This window comes from Thiomonas sp., from assembly GCF_054608695.1.
Genome location: NZ_JBTRXV010000064.1, coordinates 1 through 24,719 on the forward strand (window position 1 = coordinate 1; position 24,719 = coordinate 24,719).

A 24,719-nucleotide genomic window follows, 5' to 3' on the forward strand; every position below is an offset into this window, starting at 1 on the left:
CCCGGGACGGGGGAGGGCCGGCCGGCGGGGCGGTTTTGGGTTTTGGGTTTTGCCTATTGCGTTCCTCGGGAGGGTGTGTTAGTGTATGGTCATGGAGAAGGCGTGGGGAGGGATGCCGGATGACACGAGAAGATGCCCTGGAAGCGGACCGCCAAGCGTGGACCCACTTTACCGCCGTAGCCGACCTGCACACCGATTGCTGCCTAACCGCCAAAATGGCGAAGCAGCATGGCTTGCTAAAACTGTACCAAATGCTGGAAGAATGCGCGGACCAAGCATACGCCGACCTTGTAGCCGCCCGCCGCGCTTGCGAGCGTACAAACGCCGCGATGATCCGCAACTTTCCGCCGGCATAGGGATCCGCTGGGGAGGGATACCGGTTGGATATGTTGGTCGTGGGCCCCTTGACGGCAGGTGCGCGGGTTCATCGCTACGCGGACTACGTGATTCCCATGGACGGGCGGGAGGGCGAGGTGCGCCGGTTCGCGGTGGGCCGCCGCTACCGGCTCTGGAACTGGGTCTGGGAGGGGGGGTTCATCGCTACTGCACACACTCGGGTTGTCCCGGCCGTGGTGGGATGTCTGTTGGCGCGTCGCGTCATGTTCCCCACGGTGTGGGGGGCGGACCTGGAGGAGGGTATCCGTCCCCAGATCCGGGCCCGGTTGCTACGCCGCTACCACGTGCCGGCGGGGGTCCACGCGGACCGAGGCCAATAGGCCGGCAGCGTCCAGGGGCACCGGCCCCTGGGGAGGCCCGAAGATTGATGGGGGTGGCGAAGATGACGGAGATCGAAGCGGTGCGAGCCATGGCGGAGGCGATGGTGACCGTGGCACACAATGTTGCGGACGATATCCTGACAAATGCAGAAGCCGCGGCCACGGCGATCGTGGACACAGCAAAGAACGAGGCGGAACACTTGGTGGAGAGGGCGGAAGCGGAGATTGCCGAGGCCGCGGCAGCACGGGTATCGGTGCGGGCCCGAAGAATTGCTGCTTTGAAGGAGTTACAGGCCGCACTAGCTGCCGAAGATGCCTAATCCACCGCCCGGCAGCGGCTGATCGTCTCCTCCCCGTGCCGGCGGGCCCGCCTACGTAGGCGGGGAGGCCAATAGGCCGGCAGCGTCCGGGGGCGACAGCCTCCGGGGAGGCCCGTAGATTCCAGGAGGTGGCAGACTATGGAACGAGTTACCGTGGACCGCAAGGAGTTGCTGGCCCAGGTTACTTGGGTCGGGCTCACGACCCCGAACCGCTCGTCCCGCCCGCTGTTCGGGTGCATCCGCCTGGCCGTTGGCCGCGATGGGCACCTGGTTGTTCTGGGCACCAACGCGGAAGACGTCGCGGAGGCGCACCTCCCTTGCACGGTACCGGGGGACGACGCCTCGGTCGCCGTGCCGAAGAAGGCGTTACTGGACGCCCTGAAGGCGTCCAAGGGCGCCGAGTTGGTGGTGGAACTGGACCCGGAACCCCCCTCCGGGTCCCTGACGCTGGTGGACGGCGGGAGCACCCGGCGTATACCGGGGGAGTCGTTGCTCGACTACTCGTGGCCCTCCGTGGATTGGTATGGGGAGGGAGACGAGTACCCGGCCGGCAGCGTTCCGGGGGCGTTCTCCATGGCGGCGGTTGCCGCGGATCCCAAGTCCCCTCGGGCCCTCCTGCAGGGCGTCTGCCTCTGTGCGGCAGGCGCGGTCGCCTCAGACGGCTGGGGCGCCATACAGGCGCCGCACGGCGTAGAGGGCATCGAAGGCGACATCGTCCTCCCGGCCACAGCCGCCAAGGCGATCGCGGGGGTAAACCCCACCTACATGTACAACACCCCGACCCACGTGCGTTTCGTGGGGCCGACGCGGTTGCTCTCGGTGAAGCGCCTGGAGGGGAAGTACTTCTCCATCCTCGAACTCGTGCCCAAGACCTGGGCCGGGGAAGTCACGGTGGACGGGAAGGAACTGTTGTTGGCGTTGAAGACGGCTGTGTTGGGGCAGGAGATGCCTTACGCCGTTAACATCACGCGGAGCCAATCGGCCTTGGAGCTTTCCACCAAGGAGTTCCGGGCGATGATCCCGCTGGCGGGCTATTCGGGCGCCGTGCCCGAAATCGCGGTCAACGGGGACCTCGTGTCAAAGCTCCTGGCCGCGTTGAAGGGCCGCGGCCCCGTGACGTGGTGCTTCACGACCGAGGACAAGCTCTTCCAGATTACCCAGGAGGGGTCCTCCGGCCGGGCTTGGGCCATGCCCCTCCAGAAGCCCAACGCCTGAGGATCCCGACGAAGGCGGGGGCAGGGGGACCTGCCCCAGGGGGTGGAACCATGACGAAGGCGGGGTTGGCGTACGCGACCTTGGGAATCGGCATCCTGCTCCTGGGCGTAACGACGCGCGGGGGCTGGCCATGGTGGCCGGGCGACGTGGCGGCCGGCGGGTGCTTCGTGTTCGCGTTGAGAGTTCTGAGATAGGGGGTCTCTCCATGGCGGTCCTGAAGCGCGCCGAGCTACCGTCCCGAATTACCGTTACCGTGGCAGTTCTTCGGAACCTGGGTGGAAACTTCCCAAGTCTCATAGTATAATGTAGCGGAAGGGGTGATCGGATTGGGTGTGCAACAGGTAGCGACGCAGGGCGCGGAGATTGTGCATCCGCGCAGCAACCATTCGTGGAAGCACGAATGGGTCCTCGTCGTGGAGGAGCTGGGAAAGCTCCGGCAGGGAGGCCACGTCTTCGTCAACGGCTTGGTGGCGGACGGGGAGGGGGATGCGAAGGCGGTGGCCGGCAAGTTGGCGGCCGCGCGCGCGTACTTGCTGAAGTACTTGGCCAAGGTCAAGTTGGAGGACGGGTCGGCCCTGGCCGAGCACGTCGCGGTCGCTTACAGCAAAAAGGACGGGGCCCCAGGGTTGGCGGTGGTGCCTAAGAAGTAGGGCCCCAACACAACCCCCACGAGAAGGGCCGGGGATCTTTCCCCGGCCCTTTCGTTTGTGCTACAGGAGGCCTTTGGCTTCGACCAGCAGGTCCATGGCCGCCTGGACCTTGGCCAGGGCAGAGGTCACGTTCGTGGGCGGTCCGGCCGTGGAGACCGTGCCCGCTACCGTCACGGGCGTGCCGTGCCACATGGCGTCGAACAAAGTGTCATCGGCCAGGTCTTGGTCGGCTTTCAGGCTGAATACGTCGCGCGCGAACTGCCAAGCCCTCGTCTGAAACGAAGAGAAGGGGGAGGGTCGCTGTAAGCGGAGGTTGAGGGCGTTGCGATAGTCCTCTCCCCCGGTGTCGTACTGCGCAACCCACGTGAAGAGGTTTTCTAACGCCCTGGTTGTGGGCATGGCGTTGAGGAGCACGTTGAGGTGGTTCGTCCCGTACAGCAACCCGGACTTCCAATAAACGGACGCTCGCATCGCGTCGGCCCAACCGACCATCCACGCGGCGTTCACGGGGGCGCGTGCTTCGATGTCGCATGCCAGCACGGTCCCGGTTGGGACGCCCAGATTACCAGCCCACGCGCAAGCTTTCAGGGCGTCCTGGCGACCCATGCCTTCCGTGCCCGCCGCGCCCCCGTTCAGGGGGGAATCGTTGTAGATGGGCAGGATGGCGACCCCCTGGGAGCGGATGAACAATGCTTCACGCTGGGTGAGCGGCGTAGCGGCCCCCCCTCCGGTGCCCAGGTAGCGTCCCACGAAATCGGGCTTCTGTCCTAGCCAAGACGTTGCGGTGGCCAAGAAGAAAGCAGTAACTTCTTCGGCGGTATCCAGTCCGACTTTCACTCTTCTTCCTCCCACGGGCACACTTGCGCACGCTTCCCAACCGACTCAGACGCTTCCGCTACTAAGCTGAGATGAGCACTTGCCCACCTGAGACAGGCCGCCAACGTGGCCATGTCCGTTGGCATTGGGACGATCTGGACCAGGATGCCGGACCGTTTCATGGAAACGGAAATCCGTGGTACTTCCAGGTTCGGATCGGTGTCCTGCAAGAGTCTGCCACCTCCTCCGTACAGTAGTATACCACCGAAGAACAAAAGAAATCTACTCGTTATGCAACACCGGGACCCCACCGCCCACCAACCCGCGCTGGACCCAGGTTTTTACAGGCATGGTTGCCGTCATGGTGCGAGTTCCGCTCATGTCAGAATCCCACACTTGTTCGGTCATTGTAACTTTTGATATCTGCCAGGGGCCGGAAGAGACATGGGCGGCCATCCAAGCCTGCGCAATGGCCAGTCCTTTGAAAGCATGTTTCCCGGTGGGGGTGGATACGATCCAATACTCGGTAGACATTGGCCATTATCCTCCTAAGCGATTAGGCTAGTCTGGGGCCTGGGTGTTGAGGAGCGCAGCACCGCGTATCCAGCGATATTTATATCATTGGCTGTTGACGCGAACGTGGCCGCCGCTACTACAATACCTAGATTGCTTACCCCATCTACCCAGGACGCAGCCTTGAACGTGTTCATAACTTGCCCAGCGGATAACGCATATCCGAGTGTAGAAGTGTAGTCGGTGGAAGTGCCATTCTGTAGGTCTACGCTGATGGCGTCTCCAGATCCATTGTTTATGTATAGCCACAACTCGACTATATAAGAACCACTGTTTACAAGGGTAATGGGCGCCGAATAGTTACCTGATACTCCCGGTTGGAAAGTTACGTTGAATCCGACAGACGTATCGAAAGATCCGCTGGCCGGTTGCATCTGGGCAGGGTCGGAAGAAGGATTGACGACTACTGAACTGGCGAACCGGCCATAAACCTGGAAAGTGAGTGTTTCTGTATCGGCCTGGGCGGTATTAGTTATGGTCACGTCTATTTGGTCGAACACGGCCGAAGGGTCGATGGGGATTACATTGGAAAACCCGATGGTGTTATTATATGTCCTCCAGGTTATGGCAGTGTCGAGTGCCGCGGTCAGTAGACCATACTCTCCAAGCCCTACGCCGTTGACCACTATTTTCAAGTTGGGCACTTGATTAGAAGGGCTGTTGATCCGTAGATAAAAACCGTCGTAATGCCCGGTGAACCCCGCCCCACAGGTCAATGTGGCCGTCTGCGAATCGCCCGCCGCCGCAATGGCTAGCGTGATGTCGAGAGGGGGGCCTATGGCGAGGTTGGTCGTCCCGACCTGTACATCCTGGGCGGCCAGGGTGATAGGTGCGTTATCGTTGAGAACGACATCCTGAGCGGCCGGGAACTCTACTGTGACGTTTCCGGTGATGGTCCCTACGGTCCCGACGTCGATCTTGGTATTCGTGAACGTCACCGTTCCACCAGTGATGGTCCCTACGGTCCCGACGTCGATCTTGGTATTCGTGAAAGTCACCGTTCCACCAGTGATGGTCCCTACGGTTCCGACGTCGATCTTGGTATTCGTGAAAGTTACCGTCCCGCTCGTGATGCTCCCCACGGTCCCCACGTCGATGGTGCTATTCGTAAAGGTCATGTTGCCCGTCACCTGGGGCACGACGCCGGCCATGGAAAGCGTCTCCGTCGTCCAGTCAATAACAACCTGTAGGGCGGAAGCCGGTGCGGTGTCAAACTTCCACCACATGGTAAAACTTTGTAGAGACTGAGAGAACCTTAGTGGTAGATATGCGCCGGGCGGGATCGTACGCGCTGATGACAGGGGCTGTTCGTTAGAGGAAGACCCCTGGTAGAGGTACAACGTACCTTGGGTGGTGTTGTAGACGATAACGGTGGTGGGTGTAAACCCGGTGTCGAACACGCGCCGGCCTGTTGATTCCCCCGCAGGTATCTGGAGGATCGCGTTGCCTTGTTGGGGCGTCATAGCGCCAGCCCCTTGGCCAGGGAGGTTACGTCGCTGGCGGTAACTCCCAGCGCCATAGACGCGCCGATGAACACCAGCCCCAGGGCCAGCACGAACAGGACCCCCTTATACAGAAGGGCCCCCACGTCCGTCTTGGCGGCTTTCACGGGGTTTAGGAGGTTGAATGAACCCGTGTCCAGGGTGTGGAGGTGTTGAAGCATGACCGCCCACGTGGTCCCGGTGATGGTAGGGTTGTTGTACGCCCCGTGGGTAGTCATGGAGCCTGATTGGGGGTTCACTTTGATGTAACCGCTGCCGGGGGCGGTGGGGGAGGTCTGGCCGTTGAAGACGCCGCCCCCGGTAGCGGTGACATACCCGTTGCGCCCGACCCCGACCCCCCCGAAGCTGGGGGTACGTGAACTTGGGGAACCTTCGGTGATAATCGGGATGAGTTTGCGAAGCCATGCCGTGGAATATGCGGCCCCCACCGCGTTAGCCTCCTTCTTGAAGAGCGCGTACGAGCTCCAGGACTTGGGGGGTAGGATGCTGCCGGCGGGCGCCGTACCTGGGTGGCCTGAGTGGGTCGCGGTATATTCGGCCAGGGCATTGCCGCGGAACCCCAGTGCCTTGCCTTGGAGATACCCCGCCCGCATGGCGGGCGCCGCAAGCTGCGCGTTGAGCACGGGATTCAACAGGGCCGAGGGGTTGTTGCGATATGCCCGCCCTTGGCCGCCAAGGTTTTCTTGGAACATGCCCCAGGACCCGCCGTAGGGGTCGGCGCGGTTGACCTTGGACGGGTTCAGACCCGATTCGACGTAGCCAATGCTACGCCAGATAGGGCCCGGGACTCCTTCCTGTCTGAAGACCGCGCCGACTCCCCCGCTCATCTTTACCCCGCCTTCGTGGTGGTCGCTTCCGTGGCCTTGGCGTGCTGGCCGGCCTGGTACCCGAATGCCGCTATCAGCGTAATGAGCACACCTTCCACCGCCGGCAACACAGACGACGGAAGGTGCGGGTCGAAAACCGAGAACACCGCGGCCGCGACACCGAACACCGCGGTAATGAACTGCTTCTTATGCAGTAGCAAGAGCCATTGTTCGTTGGTCATGTGCTCATCCTCCTAGTTGCGCGGCTGTGTATCCTCCGGACGGGCCCGCGCCGGGATACTGGGACCGGATGCCTTGGGCCGTAGCGTGCAGGCTCTGCAGGTAGGTGTTGTTCTGCAGCGTGGCGCCCGGATGGGCGGCCGAGTAGGCGAAATACGCCACCGACAGCCCATGCAACCTGGATGCGGCACTGGAAAACCCGCCGCTGGAAACGGGACTCCCCTCGGAGGCGGGGTTCGCGGCCTGCGTCTTGGCCGCCATGTACGTCTGGGCAGACGTAGTGGGCGCGGGGCCGGACGACCGCAGGGCCGCCACCTGCTGCGATAGCGCAGTCGTGGCCGCGGACTGGTTGGCCAGGACCGTGGACTCGAACTGGTTCTGCGAAGCGGCCATCGCCCGTTGCTGCTGCCCGAAGCTCGTGCCCAAGGACGACACAGCCGATGCAAGCTGTGCGTTCTGAGACGCCACGGAGCGGCGCAGGGCCGTCTGTTGCGACAGGATGGACGATTGGAAGGCCGCCTGTTGCGACGACGCGGCAGCGGCCTGCTGCTGTTGCTGAGAGGCCAACGCCGCGGCCGTGGACTTCTCCTGCGACAGGAGGGTCATGCCGGTCTTCTGGTTCGCGGCGTTGATCGCCGACTGGAACGCGGTCTCCTGGGCCAGGACGCCCTTTTGGAACTTGGCGCTCTGGGCCTGCTGCCCCTTCAGGGCGGCCGTCACCTGAGCCATGTAGGACGCCGAGGTGTGGCCGGCCGACGAGGATCCAGTCACCGTTCCTGTGCTACCCTCGGCCGCCGTAGGGGACGCGCTCGTCACGGATACCCCGGCCGGCGCCTGCGTCCCGACGCGCCCCCGCATCAGCATGAGCACGACGAGGCCGACGATGAGCACGCCTCCGCCCACCAGGATGTAGTTTCGGTTCCGCGCCCAGAAGCTGGCGGTCTGCTCTTGCACGTCGGGGTTCTTGCCAGTGGATTCCTGGTCCCGTTCACGTTCCAAAAGCGCCGCGAGATCGGACGGGGGCGCGTCCTGTTCTTCTTCCGCCAACCCGCTTCACCCCCTTTACGGCAAGAATTGCTTCACAATGAGCCCCACCGCTAGACTGGAAAGGAAAGTCAGCAGGACCGTGACCGTCCATGTGGGCCGCCCTTGCAGGGCCGTGTTCACCTTGTGGTCCAGTTCTTCCAGTTGGTGGGAGATCATTCCCGCGAACGCCTCCCTCCACCGCCCAAGTTCTGCGATTTGACTCTGCAGAACCGCCACGTCTGCGTCTTTGTCCATCTAAGATCCCAACCATTTGGCCCCGAATGTGGGCGCCGTGCCACGCGAAGCGTGTTGCCCCTGGGCTTCGGGGGTCGTGGTGGTCTGGGCGCGTCCACGGAACCCGAGTCCGATCGGGGCCAGGTTCGGGGCGACACCGCGCGCGTGCTGGTAGACGAACTCGGCCGCCCACGAGAATCGGTTCTGGATGTTGAAAAACGCGGCGTGGATCGTCGGATGCAATCCTTCCCAGCCGGGGGATAGGGGGCCCCGGGGGGGATTCCCCAGGGTCCCCCCGTACACCCCCAGGCTAGTGGGCGATTGCGTCTTCACAGTGCCCACCTCCTTGGCAACCTATGCCGCGGCCGCGTACCCGACCGGCTTACCGGTCACAGGGCTTTGACCCGTCAACGCCTGGACCGTGCTGCCGAAGCTCGACGTGGCCTGCTTCCCAAGCGCCACCGCGCCCTGGTAGTAGATCAAAAGGACCAGGACCAGGATCAGAAGCCCGACCCAAGTCAAAACTCCCCAATCCCGCATGTGTTACCCTCCCACAAAGAAGACTTGGGACGCGCGCCGGTACTGCACCAGAAGCACCAACAGGATCAACACGGCCAACACGTACAGGACGAACTTGCCCGTCGCCACGCCGGCCGCGAGCAGGAGCGTGATAAACACCAAGGCGACGATGCCCAGGGTCGTGAAGCGCGCGCCCGCGGGTGTCATGCCATCGCCGCCCTTCCTGTCAGCACGTTCCCCGCCCACTGCCAGCGGGTCAGGCCCGTTCCATTTGGCCCGGTCGGCACCAGAATCACCATGAGCAGAAGCAAGATCCCGAACATGGTAACGGCGGTCATCACCCGGCCGGAGGGGCTTCCCAAATCAAGGCCGGCCTTGCGTCCCGTATTCCCAAGCCGCTCCAGCAGGGTCGGTCCCACCACCTTCGCGCCCCGGGCTCGGGGGCCGAGGGTCTGCGTCCTCGGCCGAGCCGGGCTTTGGCCGGCGGGCGGTGGGACAAGGGGTTTCGGGCCCGGGATGCCCGCGTCCGCGGCCCGCAGGTCTTGGACCGGGATATCTTCCGGCCGGGCCATGCCCTTGCGGCGGTTCTGCTGCGCGGCCCACCACTTGACCTTGGCCAAGTGAGCGGCCTTGCCCCAAAGCGCCCTGGAGTCGGATAGCTGGCCGAAGTCCCTGGACGGATTCGCGGCCGTTCCGTTGTGTCTGGCCACGGTCCAGTCGTATGCGGCGGCAGAGTCATACTCCTGCCCTTCGGGCGAGGTAGGCAGGTAGAGGCTGTGCGGGGACGCCGGCTCGTCTAAGGCCGCGATGCCTTCGTCCAGAGCGGCACCTATCTTAGTGAGATCGGCCCCCCGCTTCTTAGCCATTGCTCTAACCCCCCTGCAGGAGATTCGGGGCTGTAAACGCGGCCAGGAAGTCCGCCACTTTGCCGAAGGCCGTCAGGTAGATGAGGAGCAGCCCCATCAGGAACAAGACGGCCCCCATGATGTTTCTCACGGCAGCTTGATAGCCCCCTTGCCGTAGTACATCCCGATAACGAATCCGACGATGACCAGCACAACCGCCCCAACCCAGTGCCGCGAAGTCACTGCTCGTTCCCTCCCTGCTTCAATCCTTCCGCCAGGGCCCGTAGACGGACCGTCTCCTTCCTCAGGTCCGCGTTGTCTCGTTCGAGGAGTTCCCTTCGCCCGGCCATGATGCTCGGCTCGTTGGCGTTGACGAACAGGAGGTACGCCATGAGGATCAGCACAAGGTAGGCTAGGAACAGGGGCGCGGGCCCAAGATGGTGCAGCTTACCCAGCATCTATGCCGCCTCCACCGACACCTTGACTTCCGCGCGTTCTCGCACCGACTTCGCGAAAAGCCAGTACGCCACCCAGAGGCCGACCACGATGGTCAACCAGACCTGGAGCGCGACCGTGAACACCTTGATGCTGGGCTTGCCCGCCGTGTTGGGCGGGGTCTGGCCCGCGTCCGTGTACACGACTTCGGTCTTCGCGGACTTGGCCTCCTCCATGGCCACCTGGTCCGCTGAATACGGGACGGCCCCTCCGGGCTGTCGCATCGCCCACTGCGCTGCCGCCAAGGAACTCCACCTCCTTCTGGGGCGCTTAGGACACGGTGGCCTCGTAGAAGTTCGGACGCAGGTAGACGTTGAGCAAGTGCAGTTGCGCGCCGGCTTGGGGCGCGACCGCATACTTCAGTCGGACCCCCATCCGAGAGAACTTCTGGAGATCCGCATACTCCGTGCTGTTCGGGTAGTCGGCGTTGGTGCCGCGCGAGAAGTCGAAGACGTAGACGCCTGGGGGCTGGTCGCCGATGGCCTTGCCCTGGTCCACCAGGAAGTTGGTCGGGCCCACCGTGCCGATGTTGGGATTCTCGGCTTCCCGCGACTCGACCACGGGCGTGTTCGCGTCGTACATGAGCGAGATATCCTGGAGGTTCTTGGGGTCCGAGAACTCCCCCGCCAGTTCGCCGGGGCTGTCGATGACCAGGATGCTCTTGAGGAGCACCAAGTTCGCCTGCTGCCCCTGGAACGGGTAGAAGGTCGTCGCCTGCTGGAACGTGAGGGGCACGTCCTCGAAGATGAAAGCCGGCCCCACCACGAACGGGGGCAGGGACCCGGTATCCGACACGGTGATTTGGCGGGCGATGAGCGCCCACACGGTGATGGCGCCGGAGTTGGTGCCGTCCACGGTCAACGTGCCGCCGGTCTGGAACGGGTACAACAGCGCGTCCGCGCCCTGCAGCGCGTCCGGGGTCGTGAACGACACCTGGAGGCCGGTGTTGGAAAGTGTCGGCGCCACGCCGTCCGCGTCCCCGACCTTCTCCAGAAGCGCCAGTGGAACATCGACATACCCGGTGTACGTCGCGTTGCTCGAAACCGCGACCGTCGTCGGGAAGTTGGAGAGGGTGCTGGAGTACCCGAACGATTGCCGGCCCCGGTAGTCCGCCAGCCGGCCGTTACGGCTGAACGTCTGCCACAGCAGCGGGATGGCGCCCGACGGGACCGAGTAGATATGGTTGCCCAGCCGCACCGTGAACTGTCCGAGCAGGTTGAAGAACCCATTGCGGTTCGGGGTCCCCGCCGTCCCGGCCGAAGCGTTATCGATCTGGAGGCCGCGGATCCAGACGCGGATCATCTTGACGAACGCCGAGCTATTCGCGAGCGTGAACCGATACGCGGTGCTGGTAGCGTACGCCGGCGAAGCCGTGGAGGCCAGGTCGTTCGCCATTTGCGCCCACTGCCACTGGGTCTTCAGCAAAACCGCCGAGTTCTGCATCTCGATAGCGGCCAGCTTCTGCTGCTCCGCTTGGGAAGCCGAAACACCGCCCATTCCTTGAAGCCTCCTTTACGCGCTGTTGACATACTTAGCGGCCCTGTCGAGATGCAGGAAGTTCAGGATGTTGACGTTCACCTCCCGGACGATGGGCATCAGATACAACACCACCATCACGAGTGCCAAGGACCAGAGAAGGAACTTCCCCGCTTCCTTCAAGTTTCACCACCCCCCTTCAGAAGTTCCGCCAGTTCCTCGCGATAGTGTTGGTATCTGGCCTCCCCTCCCCCAAGGATGATCGTGGATCGGAGCACCCACCAAATCGCCTGGACCCGCGTCATGCCCTGCCGCTGTAGCCCCTCGACCGGCCGCTTCTGCGGGGGGTTCACCGCCCACAAACGCCCCCTACACAGCTTGTAAGGCACGCCGTCCCCCCTCCCGCGTCCGGGTCGGTTCCCCGCTGAACAGCAACGGGGTTGACCGGGTTGAATCAATGTCCGCGTTCTGATACCAGAACCCCCACCGGAACGGGAGCTTCTTTTCCACCAGTTTGTACCCTAGAACCCCCGCCATCTTCTTGCGGTCGCTTTCGTCCGGCAAGTCGAAGACGAAGTTCGCTCGCACATTCCTTTTGATGCTGGCTTCGATGTAGACCGGATACTGGGTCAGAATCCACAGCGTCTGCAGCGCCGAACGCCCCTGCACCAGGAACTTCGTGAAGGCTTGAATGAACTGGACGCGCTTCTCCCCACTGCTGATAATGTCGATCAACTCATCGACGATTACAGTCATGGCCATTGGGGTAAGGTTCCCGTCCTTATCCTTCGTCCGGTACGTCAAGAGCTTCGTAAAAAAGGCGTCGAACTCAGTCGGGTTGATCAGGGCCGGTAGCGGGCGGTAGATCAGAAGCTGCGACTGGGAGGTCGAGAAGTCAAAGGTCCGGTGGTCCCGGAAGATCGTCCCACCCGTGAAGCCATAGTGCCCTTCGTCGTCCTGTTGACCGAAGGACACGGGCTTCGTGTCAATCAGAATCACCTTGTAGAGGGCCGGGGACACCGTCCGCACCTTCCCCAACCGCCAAGCCAGTTCCTTGACCATGCGCGTGCTTTTGCCGCCGCCTGTCGCGCCGACAAACAGGGCATGCTGGTCCAAGTAGATTGGTGTCTGGCCCCCACTAGGATTCATTGAAGAAAAAGTCAAGCTCCTTTTTGAGTTGCAATAGCTGCTCATCAATCACCGGGCCGAAGGTACTGTGAAACTCCGGGACCGCCAGCAACTGCTGCACGAACATGGTCCCGAGTCGGAAGAACCGGGTCGTGGCAGGCGTCTTGGGGTCCCTGTAGAGTGCCTTCGCCTCTGGGGTGCTGAACATGCCCTGCATGGCCATGGTGGCCATCAGCGTCTTGCAGGCCGCGTTGGCAATGCCCTTGAGACCGTCCATCTCGGGCAGTTCCATGACCGACACCAGGCCGCCCGTGGCCGCGTTCAACACGGACAGCATCAGCGCCGACCGAAGCTCCCCTAGATCGCGAACTTGGACTTCGCCGGACCCGTCTGCCCCGTCTGCCACGCCGCATCCTCCATTCGTTTCACCGATTGGGTCCAGGCGGTCTTGCTGAGGCGGAAGTTGATGCCGGTCTCGAACAGGCGAATACCGGTCTCGAAGAAGCGGGACCCGACGATCAGACCGGCCTGCAAGTGACTATGCGCCGCGTTGATCGCCCGCATCGCCTTGAACACCTCGGGCCGGTGCTTACCCAGCACCATGAACGAACCGCAGACCTTCTGGGCTTCCGATTCATCCATGTGCCAGATCGGCAGGCCTGGATACCCCTCCCGATCGGGAATGTCCGCGTCCGTGTCCAACCCCAGGTGCCATAGCCCCTGGTACGCCATGTCCGATAGCTCCATCAACGCGAAACAGAAGACTTCCTGTTCTTCACGCGACAGGGCGCCCGTCGGGTCCGGTGCCTGCGGGGCAGGGCCCTTGCCGGCGGCCGCCTTCTTGCCTGGGACCTTGGCCGCCGGCTTGGGGGCGGCGGCGGCCCGCTGCTCCTGCAATCGGCCAAACACCAGGGCCGCTTCGGGCTCGGGCGCCGGGTCCTTCGGGAGGCGGGCGCTTGTCTCGTGCAGCACGTGCAGGAACTCATCGTCCGGGTCCGCTACTGCTTCGCCGCCGGCAGCGTGCCCTCGCCGCGAACTTCCTCCAGGACCACCAGTTCCGACTGGAAGACCTTCAGAATCTCGAACTGCGCCTCCACGTCCTCCATCAGCATCTTGTGCAACTGGAGGAGTTGCTTGATCAGGTTGTCCTGGGACTGGATCCTTTTGTCCAGTTCCTTCAGCTTCTGGTCGTAGCTCCGGTCCAACGCCTCCAGAAGGTCCCCCACCTGCCGAAGCTCCAGCCTCTGGAGTTCCACCTTCGCCGTCTCCGACTTCAGCAAGGCCTCCGGCGAGCTTAGTGCGTCTGAGGAGACTGGCAAAGCCTCCGTCCGTTCCGCTGCCGTCTCCGAGGCCAGCTTCTGCTCCTCCGTCCGTACCTCGGCCATCGTTATCATCCTCCAAGGCGTGAGCCCCCAATACAAATGCGTGTCATGCTACGGCGGCTATTCCCCTTCGACCACCCACGACGGTGCGGTCGTGTAGGTAGGTGTTACGGCCGCTCCTGCAGGGACTCTTACCGCCCCCAAACCACTAGCGGGGATAAGAATCGAAGGACCCCCTTCGAGTTGCATGGTACAACCCCCCGAAGCGGCCGTAACATAAAAGGTACGGGCATATCCACATGCAGCAACGGCCGTGCCCGAAGCAGGAACTGCGATTGACAAGGCCCCTACCGGGTTATATCCTACGTTCTGCTCCACTATGGTATCTGCGCCTACCCCGGCAAGCGGCCCGCTAAGATTACCCCTTACGTCATTATTACGAATCGTATTGAAGTTGCCCCCGTTGTCTTCATAAATGCCATATTGCTGCGTAAGTGTGGATTGGTCGTCCGAACACAGATTGCCTTCTACGAGGCAATACGTCGCCCCGTAAAGCCGAATGCCCGCCGTAATGTTGGTACTACCACTTACCCGAGATTGATTCATCGTAGTATTCCCCGATATAGTGCAATGGGCGCACGTAGCTTCTAGCACAATCCCCGAGTTCTCTTGTGTAGAAGCTCCGGCAGTTGACCCTACCCCATTTCCGTTGGCAGTGCACCCGATTACACCGACCCGCTGGCAGTTTGCAAGACGAATCCCCCCCCAGTCGTTACCCACAGCGGCGCAGCCTGACACCACCCCATCCACACAGTTGTGCAAGTCATACCCTAATGCACCCGAGCTATTGGTTGAGGAACATCCGCTAATAGAGAATCCGCTGCAACTTATCCAAAATCCTGGGTCTGCTGAGCCATATGCCACGCAATCGGCCAAGGCGATACCGACTCCTTGTACCTCGTAACCATAGCCGGCCGAGTGATAAGAACTGCAACCCACGACTTCTGCATTGGTAATAGTTCCTGCGTCTGACCAAAGATAAACCCCGTCTCCCGCTGCATTCGCCGCCCCGGCATTGTGTACTACGCACCCGCTTATGGTGGTATCGAAGATAACATCGCCTGCGGCCGCATCCGCCATCACCAATATCCCGTGACCTCCGCAAGTGTCCCCCATACAACCCGTAATCACTAGGGATTGTGCCAACCCCGGCCCCCCGGATAAGGCCGCCAGGATGAAAGAAGCTCCGCTATTATGAATACCACTATTATAGAAGATGCAATCCGTTACCGCCATACGCAGCCACGTATACGAAATGGAAATATCTCCATATACGCCTAAGCCGCCCGATGCCGAAAGCATGTTGCCAGAAAACGTACATCCCGACACCTGGCAATCTGTTGGTTCGCTTATTTGTACCCCCGGCCCACTGCACCCCGCCAAATAACATTCTAGAATATTTACGCGGGCACTCACCTCAACCACATCTATACCGTTGTTATTAGACCCCCCTGTGTTATACACACTACAAGAACGGATTGTAACGTCCGTTGTGCCCGCAGAAATATAGGGGCACTTGATTCCTTCGGTAGATTGGTTGTTAGCGTCAATAGACATATCTCTGATAGTTAGATTAGATACGTCCCCTACACTCATCACTACCGAAGATCCGACGAAAGAGTCTGCGGCTTGGATGGTAGACAACCCACGCCCCGCACCATATATCATGGTGTTATTAGGCACGATCAAAGGCGAAGCGACCAAATAGGTTCCTGGGGGGAGGTATATTACCCCTCCATTAGAAAACGCGGAGATTAGTGCCTCCGTATCGTCCGTCACTCCATCCCCGACAGCGCCGAAATCTCTCTGTACATCCACCGGCAGCCCCAGCGGGCCGGTGGCCTGGATGGAGAACAACCCATTCTTCGACGGGTTCGCGTTCCACCGATATCCTTCGTCGGTCAGAACGTCGCCCGTGTCTGTCTGGTAGTACGTCCGCCCCTGGACGCCCGGCGCCGGCCGGTTGGCTCGGGTGCCAGACAGGTAAAGCGGATTGGTGTACTTGCCCACTCGTCTACCCCCTTACAGGTACGCCCACCAAGCCTGAACCGCCCCAATGGCCAGGGCCGTAGACGCCGTGTTGTACCAATCTAGATTCATCGTTACCGCAGAAGACGTAGCAATCATCCCCAAGTCAATCGTCGCTTCTACCGTAGTCCCAGCGAGTACCAAGAACTCGCGTACCGTAGTGCCCGCTTGCGTAATACGCCACGCGCCAGTCTGGGCCGCGATGGCCGCCCCCAACGTAGCCCCCGCACGTAGGACGGCGCGAGTACCACTGCCGGCGGCAAAATCAACCGTCAACACATTGCCCCATGAAGTGGCCGCGATGGCGGCCACGTTGGAACCGGCGGCCGCTGACGCGACGAGGATAGGCGAGGTAGTCATTAGGGAACGACCTACAGAGTCCGCCGAATATCCCACAGCCGATCCAAGGGCATTCAATCCGCTGCCGCCCGAATCGGTAATGCGTACCTGGAAGTTGCTATTGGTAAAAGAAACTTGCGCAGGAGCATCGGCGGGGTTCACCACATTGACTAGCTCGGTGGGATTATTCCTGACGTATGGTGACAGCACCGCCGCATACGCAGCAGAAACCGTCTGAATCGTCACAGGCATATTCACCGTAGATTGCAAAGTTGCCGTGCGCAATGGCGGAGGAACGGGCACGAAGATGATCGCCGTTGACCCTGTGGGATAGGAGTGTGCGATGCCCCCCACTTCGATCGTCACGGCGGTAAGGTCCTGCCCCAGCGTTGGGTAGAGCAGGAAACCTCCCGCCCCCTCCGGCATTTGCAGCACCGTAGGCGCGGTCGGCCGTAGCTGGAACGACTGCTCCTGGAACGCGTTCGTGCCGTTGACACGCTCAAAGGCAACCAGCAGCTTGTCAAGCCGGGTCGCCATGGATTGAACCGCCACCGCCACCTGGGAAGCTTCATCTGCCAACGGAATGCCCCCTCTTTCATCCATCATATCCAGCAGGGACATAAGAATCCACATGTTTCCAATGTAACAAAGTGTTTCCATATTGCTACGATGGCGCAATGCACACGAAGGTAGACATTGCCTGGGGCACGGGCGTATAGTAGACGGGGGTCCGAGGAGGGACGATGGGTAGCTGCCACTATCCTTCGTCCCGACCCCCTCTGGCAGGAGGGAAGCCTTGGCGGCGAAGCGGACACCGATAACCCCCCTCCAAGCACAACGCATTCGCGGCCTCGTGCGGGCACTCGGCCCCCGTGACGTTGCCAAGCTGTTTGGCACCACCCCCCGCCAAGTCGCGAACTGGCAGACTGGTACCGGGTATTTTTCCAATGCGTCCGACCCCCGGCGTACCCTTCGGCTATACCAAGAACACCTGGATACCATCAAAGCTACCCGATATACACGTCACAACCCCGAGGAAGCAAAAAGAAACTTACAAATCCTTTTTTCCCGTTACGGCAAAGTATGGGTGGACGAAGCCATCCTGAACGGCAACCCTACCCTAGCCCCAGGGGCCATGGGGAAGTCCCCCGCCGTCGAGGAATACCTGCGGGACGAGGCGATGCTTTCGGGCCGGCAAGTGAATGCCTCTGCTCGCGCCGTGGACAACGCCATCGAAGACTTCAAGCAGCGGGTCATGGCCGCCGCTAAACGGATGAAGCGTACGAAGAAGAATGCACAAGGAGAGCCCGTGCCGTGGGAGAAATACGCCCGCCCCCTGTGGTCTTCCCAGGATCGACGAGGTGCCACCTCGTATGAATCGGTGCTGAACAAGTTCTTAGTGCCCGCCATGCTGGAGTGGATGGCCGACCCAACCCCCGAGAACCGACGCGCCATGTTGAAGTGGTGGTTTACGCTAGGACTTGGCAAATACGCCGTAGACTGGTTCGGTTATTAGGAGGCGCTCGATGAATCTTATAGACTCGATGGTGTCTGACTGGGACGCGAGTCCCCTGGGGGACACGAGCATTTGTGTCAACTGCGGCGCCGTCTTCGTGTTACGGGCGGAGTACCAAGCCTACTGCCCCAAGTGCAAGGCGGGCAAGCCTCGTGCAGGTGCCAAAGCCCCCAAACGCCCCCACAAGTCCACCCTCCACCAGTCGTTCGTCGCCTGGGATGGCGAGGGCGAAAACGCCAGGTACACCCTCCTGGCCAATAACCTCGGGGAATCCATCGCCAACCGGGCCGGCCTGCGCACCAAAGAATGCCTGGACTTCCTCCTGAGCCATTCGCACCCCCACTGCGTGAATATCTGGTTCAGCTTCGGCTATGACGTGTCGATGATTCTGTCCGAAGTAGACCTGCTGGGCGACTTTGGCACCTTGGAAGCCCTGCACGACACTAAAGAAATGCTGTGGAAAGGATATAAAATCCTCTATATCCCCCGCAAGATATTTTCCGTTATCCACAACGCGACAGGGAGAAGTTTCACCAGCTACGACGTGTTCTCCTTTTTCCAGTCCAAGTTTGAGAAGGTGGTCAAGGATTGGGTGCCCGACGAGGTGCCCCCCATCATAGCGCGTGGGAAGGCTGAACGCGAAAACTTCGACCGCTGGTCCATGGAAGACTTGGCGGAATACAACCTGGCGGAATGCGTGCTCCTGTCCCACACGATGGACAAGTTCCGTCAGGCTGTGGTTCGAGCGGGCATGAAGTGTGACCGGTGGTACGGGCCCGGCGCGATTGCCAAGGCCTGGATGAAGCAGAATAACCTCCGTCCCCACATAGCGCCGTTGCCGGCGGACATGATCGACCCGGTTGCCCAGGCCTACTTCGGGGGCCGCATCGAGGATGCCGCCTGGGGGCACCTGAGCCGCACCTGGCACTACGACATCAACTCGGCGTACCCGTACGCCCTATGCAACGTCCCCTCACTGGCGAATCTCTCGTGGCGGCTGTGTAGGGGCCCTTGGAAGGACCCCGACGACTTCGACCTCGTGCAGGTGGACTGGGCCGTGACCGAGCGACAGGGGCCGTTCATGTGGGGCCCTCTGCCGTACCGCGAAAAGGACGGCTCGATCAAGTACCCGCCCCGCGGCAAAGGGTGGTATTGGGGAGTCGAGGTCAAAGCGGCTATGCGCCGCTTCCCCAACGCGGTACACGTCTCCGCCTACTACCACACGGACGGTGAGCGGACCTACCCCTTCCGGGACCCTATCCGCCGCGATGCCGCGCTTCGATTGGAACTCAAAGCCGCGAACGATCCGGCGAACATCCCCTTGAAGCTCGCCCTGAACTCCCTATACGGCATCCTGGCACAGCGCAAGGGGTTCGGGACTCCGGGCACGGCCGACTACCGGTTGCCCCCGTATCAGTGTTACGCCTGGGCCGGGTATATCACGGCCCACTGTCGCGGCATGCTGAACGATGCCATAGCGCTTGCCGGCGGGCAGGTCGCCCTGGTAATGACTGATTCCGTATGGTCGTGCGTGCCGCTGGCCCTGGACACCGGCCCCGGGCTGGGTCAGTGGTCCTATGAGGAAGACGACGTGTCTGTGGATATCTGCGGGGCCGGCCTGTACCAATCCTACGACGCCGACGGCAACACGAGGCCCAAGGAGTACAAGTCCCGAGGCTTCTCCCATGACGAAGGCGAGCACTTCGACTACGCGAAACTCATCGCCGCTTGGGAAGAGTCCCTGACGAACCCCGGAGCGATCCCACTCCTGAAGAACACCAACCGACGCTTCGTCGGAATCGGGATGGCGCTGGCATCGAAAAAGTATGCCGCGCGCCGCAACGAGTTCATTCCACTGACCAAAACCCTCGACCACCTGCCCCTGAACGGGTACAGCAAACGGATGGGGTATGTGTTGTCGGGCACGATCCCCCCGGCGCACGGCCTGCACTGGATGGCGCCCTGGCAAGCGGATACCGACACCGGCGAGGTGGGGATGCTTGGGGAGACGCGCATGCGGGAGTCCGCCCCCTACAAACCCGCGAAGGACTCCGCATACGACGACGAAGAGGCTTTGCTGATGGACGCCATTGAAGAGGACAACGATTAGGGGCAAAGGAAAGGGCCGGGGAATGTTCCCCGGCCCGTCCCGCTCACAGCCTACTTCTTGGCGGCTTTGGCGGGCTTGTCGCGCCAAACCTCGATCTTGAAGATGCGGTTCACCTTGCCGGCGATCTGGCGAATGGTGACGGGAAGCGGTTCCTTCCAGGTGGTCGGGTGCCCGATGCCCGGCAACTGGAACAGCATGACGAGGCTGGCGAAGATGCCGCGGGAGACGCATTCATACGTCGCCCCCTCTTCGTCGATGAGCACGATGCGATCCGCCGGCGTACGAACCTCACGGCCGAACTCGTCGGATTCCTCGGACTTCAGGTACACCTTGTGGGCGAAGACGTGCCGGAGGTTGATCCGCTGGTTGATGCAGTCACCGACTCGGTAGTCCGCGCCGCTCGTGTACAGGGACACCTGGCCCGCGTAATCCAGGACGGCCTCCCGGTCGTTCACGTCCGGCGAAGGAACCGTGAACACGTACGCCGCACGGCCCTGCTCGGTCGCTTCCGGCATGAGCCAAGACAAGGAGTCTTCGTCGTCGCCGCTACGAACTGCCAACTCATCTGCCACTGTAAAATCCCCCTAGTAGTTCCGCTTCAGGTAGTCCTCGATGAGCGTCAACAGGACCTCGTTGTGGCGCCTGCCCTCGCGCCGCATCACCTCCTTCCATCGGGCCCAAATGTGGACTGGCACCTTGGCCGTCAGCACCACATATTCCTTGGGGGCAGTAGCCTCCTGGGCGTCGGCATCCACCGCTTCACCTCCCTTCAGGAATCAAGCACGATATTGCCGGTCAGGTAAGAGAACTCCCAGTCTTCTTCCAACTCATTCCCCAAGGCTTCACGATGCGCGTCCGCGATCTTGATCTGCAAGGCCAGCAAACCCCGCACGATGTCCAAGGTCTCCTCCTTGGTAAACGCGCGCGGGTTCCGCAGCAGCGCCCGATCCAGGATCTCCGCTTCGAGGAGCGCGGCCCACTCCTGGTCCGTGAGGGTCGATAGTACCCGCATCATCGCTATCCCCTCTTCCTAAGCTCCTTCAAGTAAGCCTCCAAGGCCACGAGCAGCGGCGGGGACACGACCTTCGCTTCGTATAGGGCTTCCCAGTCTTGGGGGGGAGAGGTTCTTCATCCTGGGCACCACCCACCCCCACCACACCTTGTCATAGCACAGCCCTGCCATGAGACACACCCACCACACCGTTTCCACCCAGAAGAATACCCAAAATACCACGTCTTCCCATCCCGACCATCTCTGCACGTTATTCCTCTCCCCACCGCCCGGCCGCGATAAGCCAAGCCAGCCCGAACCCAAACGCGCCCCCGATCCAAAAGCCCAGGACGAACATTCGCCCTACCCCCTCAGTTCCTTCAACACCGCCTTCATCGCCAGGGTGGCCGTCGCAACCTTGCCCTTGCGCCTCAGGACCCGCAGCAGCTTGCCGTCGATGCTGTTCGGATGGCCCAGCACCCACTCCGTAACCGGGTGTTCCTGCCCCCTGCGGTATGCCCGGCCCGTCCCCTGCTCCCACACGTCGGGGGTCCAAGGTAGGTCCGTCCATATCACCTGCTGGGCCCGCTGCAGGTTCAGCCCATACCCACCTGCCTGCGCCGAAATCACGAAGATGTCCGTCCGCCCTTCCATAAACTGGCGCACCTCGAAGTCCCGCTCCTTCGCCGCCATGTCGCCCGTCAACACCGCTACGGACCCGCCCATTCCCAACCGCTTGCAATACTCGGCGAAGTTGCTGAAGATGAGCGCCGGCCGGGTATCTTGGGACAGGTGCTCCACCAACCACCGAGTCTTCCCACTTTCCCCCTCGGCCCCGCATAGGCCGGGATCCAGCGCGCACTGCCGGAGCCGCGTCATTTGTGCCAAGACGTTTGGGATGGATTCGTCTTCCTCCGTCTTGCGCAACACCCCCTCCAAGGCGTCCTGGTAGGTCCGTTCCTGGCCCGCCCCCCAGTCCACCGCCACCAGCTTCTTCTCCAGAGGAGGCAACCCTAACAACTCCTGCGTGCGGCTGAGTAGGCATCCGTTGACCATGGCCGCGAAGACCGCTTCCGCCGCGCCCTTCACACCCTTGATCTGCATGGCGCCGTTGAACATGGGGTTCCGGTACACGACGAAAAAACGATCTAAAAATCTATAGTAACTCCGCACCAAGTCCGTGGCCTCGTCCCCCGTATGAGCCGTACGCAGCGTCTCCGGGTAGATAACATAGAGGGGCACAAACAAATCCGACTGGTTATTCCGCACCGGGGTCGCGGTCAAGAAGTAGCAGAACTCCGCTTCGATAGCCTTCGCCACCACATTCTGCGTACGCAGCGCCTTGGGATTCTTCACGAAGGTGGACTCGTCCACCACCAGCATAACCGCTGGTTCCTCGTTCAGAACCCGCTCGAAGTTCACTACCCTGTACGCCAAGGGGTCCGTGGAGAACCGCCGCACCTCGCGTTCCCACTGCGCCACCAGGGACTTGGGGCACACCACCAGCACGGACGCGGGCCGCAGCAGATTCGCGACCCGGATCAGGGTAGCCGTCTTGCCAAGCCCCAGCGCGTCCGCGCAAATGGCTTTCTTGCGCCGGGCCAGGAACCGAGCACCCTCCTCCTGATAAGGGGAGAAGGTCGCGTCGGGTTCGTCCGGTATGCCCATGCTAAGGGCTTTCATTGCATGGCCGCCCGCATGGCCCGCTGCGCAGCTTGCTTCACACGCGACACATGGACCTTGTTTACGCACCGGGAAGTAGAGCCCGCCACGTGCCGTAGTTCAGTGTTCCGATAGCCCATGTAGTTGGCCGTCAGAAGCCTGCGCTGGTTGGCCGGCAACCCCCGAAACGCCGCTTCGAAGTCCATCACGAAGTCCGGGTCCCGATGGGGGGCGGCCAAGCGGTCCACATAGGGCACTTTGGGAGCGGAAGCGTTCCCTTCAGAAGGCACCGCATCCAACGACACAACCTCCAGACGCTGCACAACCTCATTCCTACGAATGAACATCTTGCATTCGTTGGAAATAGCTCGGCAGGCGTACGTCGTGAACGCGCCCTTGCGCTCGTCGAATCCCCCCGAAGCGGCCTTCCACAGACCCAAGAACCCCCACTGCATCATGTCTTCCCAGTCTTGGCGACTCTCACACGCGCTCCTGTAACGCCGTACGATGAACGGGACCAGCTTCGTGTTCGCGTGGAACAGTTCTGTGGGCGCCATTAGGACCACTCCTTCCGCGCCGCACCTCTCCCCAGAGGGGCGCCCTTAGTTGGGGAGCTACTTCAGGACGAACACCACTCGCCGGACGCAGAGGACCCGTTCCAAGTCTTGCAACATTGTCAAGTTCTCGAATCCCCCAGCTAGCAAAAAATCCAAGACTTGCAACAGGGACTTGTTGTCCAACGCCGATGAGTCTACCGGATCCAGCGTGTACTGAGCACCGGATACGTACCCCCGGATGTTCCACCCGACCCGTTGCGCCTTGGCCAACACAATGTAAAGCTCCCACAATTTGGCTTCCAGGGTGTCAAGGTGGGGGCCGTCATCTTGGGCAGGCGACTCGGAGTTCTGCTCCGGGGCTTTCGGCTGAGTTCCATAGATCGCGTTCTGGGCAAGGGCGAAGGCCGTATCTGCCTTCTGCTCGTCCGTCAAGGGCGCGCCGTCCCCCAAGTCCTCGGGATACCCGCTTACCACGGACCCCGGATACCCGCTTACCGGTTCTGCCATACCGTTCGCCTCCCTGGAAAGAACATAACACAGCATCGTTGCATCGCGCAAGGGGTGTGGGTATACTTGTTCTGAAAGGGGGGCAAAACCCAGCGACCGTTCCGAACCTATAAGGAGGAAGAAAATGGACTTCTCACAAGCGTTGCAAAAGATCCTTTCGGGCGCTCCCATGACCCGCCTCGCTTGGGATCCGGGGACGCCCGCCGCGTGTGGGTTGTGCAATCGGCCGCGCCCGCGCCTGGGACCGGCGACCAGTTTGTTCCGTCCCTCGCCATAAGACAAGGAGGCTTCTATCCCGAGTTCAACTGGCCCACAAACCAGACCCTTATCCACGAGGATTTAGTCGCGACCGACTGGGAAGAACTCCCCACCTCCCCCGAAACTCCAAACCTGTCACACGTACAAGCTGTCAAAGCCCACAACGTAGCGGCGGCCCTGGACAGGTGGTACGAGAAATATACCCTCCCGAGCGAGGAGCGAAACGACAACTACACATACAACACCGTACTGGCGCTACACTGGCAGAACGTCCTCCAGGAGTTGCGTGCCTGGAAAGACACACAAGGGTAGGAGGAGCGCGCATGGAAGAAGCCTGGACCCAGGTAACGGCCCGCGCCCTAGCCAAGGTAAAGGAAGCCTGCCGGCCCGCCGCGGTCGCAGAAGCCGACGTGCGGGCGCGGGAAGCGGCCGAGGTCGCCGACCGCGCCTGGGGCGCGTATGCCGCTACCAGGAGCGACGAAGCCCTGTACGAAGCCTGGGCCCAAGCGGCGAACGAGAAGTGGAACGCCGCGAAAGCCGCCGAACGGTTGGCGTTGGAAGCCGAGCGCAAGCCTGGCGGGCTTACACCCCGCACCGATGAAAAGGCGTTGGAACGGGAACTGAACCGCGAAGTCCTATCGGCAGCGGCCCGGAGGCGGGCGCGCCGGAAACGGTACGCCCAGGAAGCCGCCAGAGCACGCGCCGCTTCGGAACGGGCCGCCAGAGCCCGACGCCTCGGATGGGATAAGAGAAAGTAGGAACCCTCCCCTCCCCCCTCCCCCCGGCCCTCCCCCTTCCGGGGGAGGGT

General features: G+C 61.7%; 30 protein-coding genes. 7 read left to right on the forward strand and 23 right to left on the reverse strand.

Annotated elements, in window-relative coordinates:
* Positions 1–119 precede the first annotated feature (119 nt).
* The 4 genes from ACYCUK_RS17090 to ACYCUK_RS17105 all read left to right on the forward strand — a co-directional run bounded on the left by ACYCUK_RS17090 (position 120) and on the right by ACYCUK_RS17105 (position 2,901).
* Positions 120–356: a hypothetical protein gene (locus ACYCUK_RS17090; RefSeq protein ID WP_461595882.1), complete on the forward strand. Its 237-nt coding sequence runs from the start codon at positions 120–122 to the stop codon at positions 354–356.
* 422 nt (positions 357–778) lie between these two features.
* Positions 779–1,036: a hypothetical protein gene (locus ACYCUK_RS17095; RefSeq protein WP_461595883.1), complete on the forward strand. Its 258-nt coding sequence runs from the start codon at positions 779–781 to the stop codon at positions 1,034–1,036.
* 153 nt (positions 1,037–1,189) lie between these two features.
* Positions 1,190–2,251: a hypothetical protein gene (locus ACYCUK_RS17100; RefSeq protein WP_461595884.1), complete on the forward strand. Its 1,062-nt coding sequence runs from the start codon at positions 1,190–1,192 to the stop codon at positions 2,249–2,251.
* 332 nt (positions 2,252–2,583) lie between these two features.
* Positions 2,584–2,901, forward strand: coding sequence for a hypothetical protein (locus ACYCUK_RS17105; RefSeq protein ID WP_461595885.1), 318 nt, complete (start codon positions 2,584–2,586; stop codon positions 2,899–2,901).
* A 60-nt stretch (positions 2,902–2,961) separates the two neighbouring features.
* On the opposite strand, the gene ACYCUK_RS17110 is transcribed toward ACYCUK_RS17105, so the two are convergent.
* The 17 genes from ACYCUK_RS17110 to ACYCUK_RS17190 form a co-directional block, all read right to left on the reverse strand.
* Entirely contained in the window at positions 2,962–3,738 is a 777-nt protein-coding gene (locus tag ACYCUK_RS17110; protein WP_461595886.1) for a glycoside hydrolase domain-containing protein, read from the reverse strand.
* A gap of 261 nt (positions 3,739–3,999) precedes the next feature.
* Positions 4,000–4,251: a hypothetical protein gene (locus ACYCUK_RS17115; RefSeq protein WP_461595887.1), complete on the reverse strand. Its 252-nt coding sequence runs from the start codon at positions 4,249–4,251 to the stop codon at positions 4,000–4,002.
* Between the two features lie 14 nt (positions 4,252–4,265).
* The gene (locus tag ACYCUK_RS17120) at positions 4,266–5,753 is read right to left on the reverse strand and encodes a hypothetical protein (protein WP_461595888.1); all 1,488 of its coding nucleotides are present in this window, start codon (positions 5,751–5,753) and stop codon (positions 4,266–4,268) included.
* Positions 5,750–6,619: a lysozyme family protein gene (locus ACYCUK_RS17125; protein ID WP_461595889.1), complete on the reverse strand. Its 870-nt coding sequence runs from the start codon at positions 6,617–6,619 to the stop codon at positions 5,750–5,752. Before ACYCUK_RS17125 ends, ACYCUK_RS17120 begins: the two co-directional genes overlap by 4 nt.
* A 2-nt stretch (positions 6,620–6,621) precedes the next feature.
* Positions 6,622–6,840: a hypothetical protein gene (locus tag ACYCUK_RS17130; protein ID WP_461595890.1), complete on the reverse strand. Its 219-nt coding sequence runs from the start codon at positions 6,838–6,840 to the stop codon at positions 6,622–6,624.
* A gap of 4 nt (positions 6,841–6,844) precedes the next feature.
* Entirely contained in the window at positions 6,845–7,837 is a 993-nt protein-coding gene (locus tag ACYCUK_RS17135; RefSeq protein WP_461595891.1) for a hypothetical protein, read from the reverse strand.
* Between the two features lie 804 nt (positions 7,838–8,641).
* Complete coding sequence (locus ACYCUK_RS17140) at positions 8,642–8,824, reverse strand: hypothetical protein (RefSeq protein WP_461595892.1); 183 nt, start codon at positions 8,822–8,824, stop codon at positions 8,642–8,644.
* Entirely contained in the window at positions 8,821–9,237 is a 417-nt protein-coding gene (locus tag ACYCUK_RS17145) for a hypothetical protein (RefSeq protein ID WP_461595893.1), read from the reverse strand. Before ACYCUK_RS17145 ends, ACYCUK_RS17140 begins: the two co-directional genes overlap by 4 nt.
* A 464-nt stretch (positions 9,238–9,701) precedes the next feature.
* Positions 9,702–9,920, reverse strand: a complete 219-nt coding sequence (locus tag ACYCUK_RS17150) for a hypothetical protein (protein ID WP_461595894.1) — start codon at positions 9,918–9,920, stop codon at positions 9,702–9,704.
* Positions 9,921–10,133 carry a hypothetical protein gene (locus tag ACYCUK_RS17155; protein ID WP_461595895.1) on the reverse strand — a complete coding sequence of 71 codons (213 nt, stop codon included), beginning with the start codon at positions 10,131–10,133 and terminating at the stop codon, positions 9,921–9,923.
* Between the two features lie 94 nt (positions 10,134–10,227).
* Positions 10,228–11,454, reverse strand: a complete 1,227-nt coding sequence (locus ACYCUK_RS17160; RefSeq protein ID WP_461595896.1) for a hypothetical protein — start codon at positions 11,452–11,454, stop codon at positions 10,228–10,230.
* 348 nt (positions 11,455–11,802) lie between these two features.
* Entirely contained in the window at positions 11,803–12,549 is a 747-nt protein-coding gene (locus tag ACYCUK_RS17165) for a hypothetical protein (RefSeq protein WP_461595897.1), read from the reverse strand.
* A 22-nt stretch (positions 12,550–12,571) separates the two neighbouring features.
* Positions 12,572–12,853 (reverse strand): hypothetical protein, encoded by a 282-nt coding sequence (locus ACYCUK_RS17170; RefSeq protein WP_461595898.1) that lies wholly within the window; start codon positions 12,851–12,853, stop codon positions 12,572–12,574.
* Between the two features lie 65 nt (positions 12,854–12,918).
* The gene (locus tag ACYCUK_RS17175; RefSeq protein ID WP_461595899.1) at positions 12,919–13,533 is read right to left on the reverse strand and encodes a hypothetical protein; all 615 of its coding nucleotides are present in this window, start codon (positions 13,531–13,533) and stop codon (positions 12,919–12,921) included.
* Positions 13,534–13,559: 26 nt separating this feature from the next.
* The gene (locus ACYCUK_RS17180; RefSeq protein WP_461595900.1) at positions 13,560–13,946 is read right to left on the reverse strand and encodes a hypothetical protein; all 387 of its coding nucleotides are present in this window, start codon (positions 13,944–13,946) and stop codon (positions 13,560–13,562) included.
* A 57-nt stretch (positions 13,947–14,003) separates the two neighbouring features.
* The gene (locus tag ACYCUK_RS17185; RefSeq protein ID WP_461595901.1) at positions 14,004–15,953 is read right to left on the reverse strand and encodes a glycosyl hydrolase family 28-related protein; all 1,950 of its coding nucleotides are present in this window, start codon (positions 15,951–15,953) and stop codon (positions 14,004–14,006) included.
* Between the two features lie 12 nt (positions 15,954–15,965).
* Positions 15,966–16,943 carry a hypothetical protein gene (locus ACYCUK_RS17190; RefSeq protein ID WP_461595902.1) on the reverse strand — a complete coding sequence of 326 codons (978 nt, stop codon included), beginning with the start codon at positions 16,941–16,943 and terminating at the stop codon, positions 15,966–15,968.
* A 163-nt stretch (positions 16,944–17,106) separates the two neighbouring features.
* On the opposite strand from ACYCUK_RS17190, the gene ACYCUK_RS17195 reads away from it, so the two are divergent.
* Positions 17,107–17,826, forward strand: coding sequence for a hypothetical protein (locus tag ACYCUK_RS17195; protein WP_461595903.1), 720 nt, complete (start codon positions 17,107–17,109; stop codon positions 17,824–17,826).
* A 10-nt stretch (positions 17,827–17,836) separates the two neighbouring features.
* Entirely contained in the window at positions 17,837–19,936 is a 2,100-nt protein-coding gene (locus ACYCUK_RS17200) for a DNA polymerase (RefSeq protein ID WP_461595904.1), read from the forward strand.
* 50 nt (positions 19,937–19,986) lie between these two features.
* Here the strand turns inward: ACYCUK_RS17200 and ACYCUK_RS17205 are convergent, their stop codons facing one another.
* From ACYCUK_RS17205 to ACYCUK_RS17230, 6 genes are all read right to left on the reverse strand, one after another.
* The gene (locus ACYCUK_RS17205; RefSeq protein ID WP_461595905.1) at positions 19,987–20,451 is read right to left on the reverse strand and encodes a hypothetical protein; all 465 of its coding nucleotides are present in this window, start codon (positions 20,449–20,451) and stop codon (positions 19,987–19,989) included.
* Between the two features lie 69 nt (positions 20,452–20,520).
* Complete coding sequence (locus ACYCUK_RS17210; RefSeq protein WP_461595906.1) at positions 20,521–20,691, reverse strand: hypothetical protein; 171 nt, start codon at positions 20,689–20,691, stop codon at positions 20,521–20,523.
* A gap of 14 nt (positions 20,692–20,705) precedes the next feature.
* The gene (locus tag ACYCUK_RS17215; RefSeq protein WP_461595907.1) at positions 20,706–20,951 is read right to left on the reverse strand and encodes a hypothetical protein; all 246 of its coding nucleotides are present in this window, start codon (positions 20,949–20,951) and stop codon (positions 20,706–20,708) included.
* Between the two features lie 339 nt (positions 20,952–21,290).
* A complete protein-coding gene (locus ACYCUK_RS17220) occupies positions 21,291–22,595 on the reverse strand; it encodes a DEAD/DEAH box helicase (protein WP_461595908.1) in 1,305 nt (434 codons plus the stop codon).
* 11 nt (positions 22,596–22,606) lie between these two features.
* Complete coding sequence (locus ACYCUK_RS17225; RefSeq protein ID WP_461595909.1) at positions 22,607–23,146, reverse strand: sigma-70 family RNA polymerase sigma factor; 540 nt, start codon at positions 23,144–23,146, stop codon at positions 22,607–22,609.
* 57 nt (positions 23,147–23,203) lie between these two features.
* Positions 23,204–23,824, reverse strand: a complete 621-nt coding sequence (locus ACYCUK_RS17230; protein WP_461595910.1) for a hypothetical protein — start codon at positions 23,822–23,824, stop codon at positions 23,204–23,206.
* A 410-nt stretch (positions 23,825–24,234) separates the two neighbouring features.
* Here ACYCUK_RS17230 and ACYCUK_RS17235 point away from each other — a divergent pair, with 410 nt between their 5' ends.
* Positions 24,235–24,669 (forward strand): hypothetical protein, encoded by a 435-nt coding sequence (locus ACYCUK_RS17235; RefSeq protein WP_461595911.1) that lies wholly within the window; start codon positions 24,235–24,237, stop codon positions 24,667–24,669.
* The last annotated feature ends 50 nt before the right edge of the window (positions 24,670–24,719 follow it).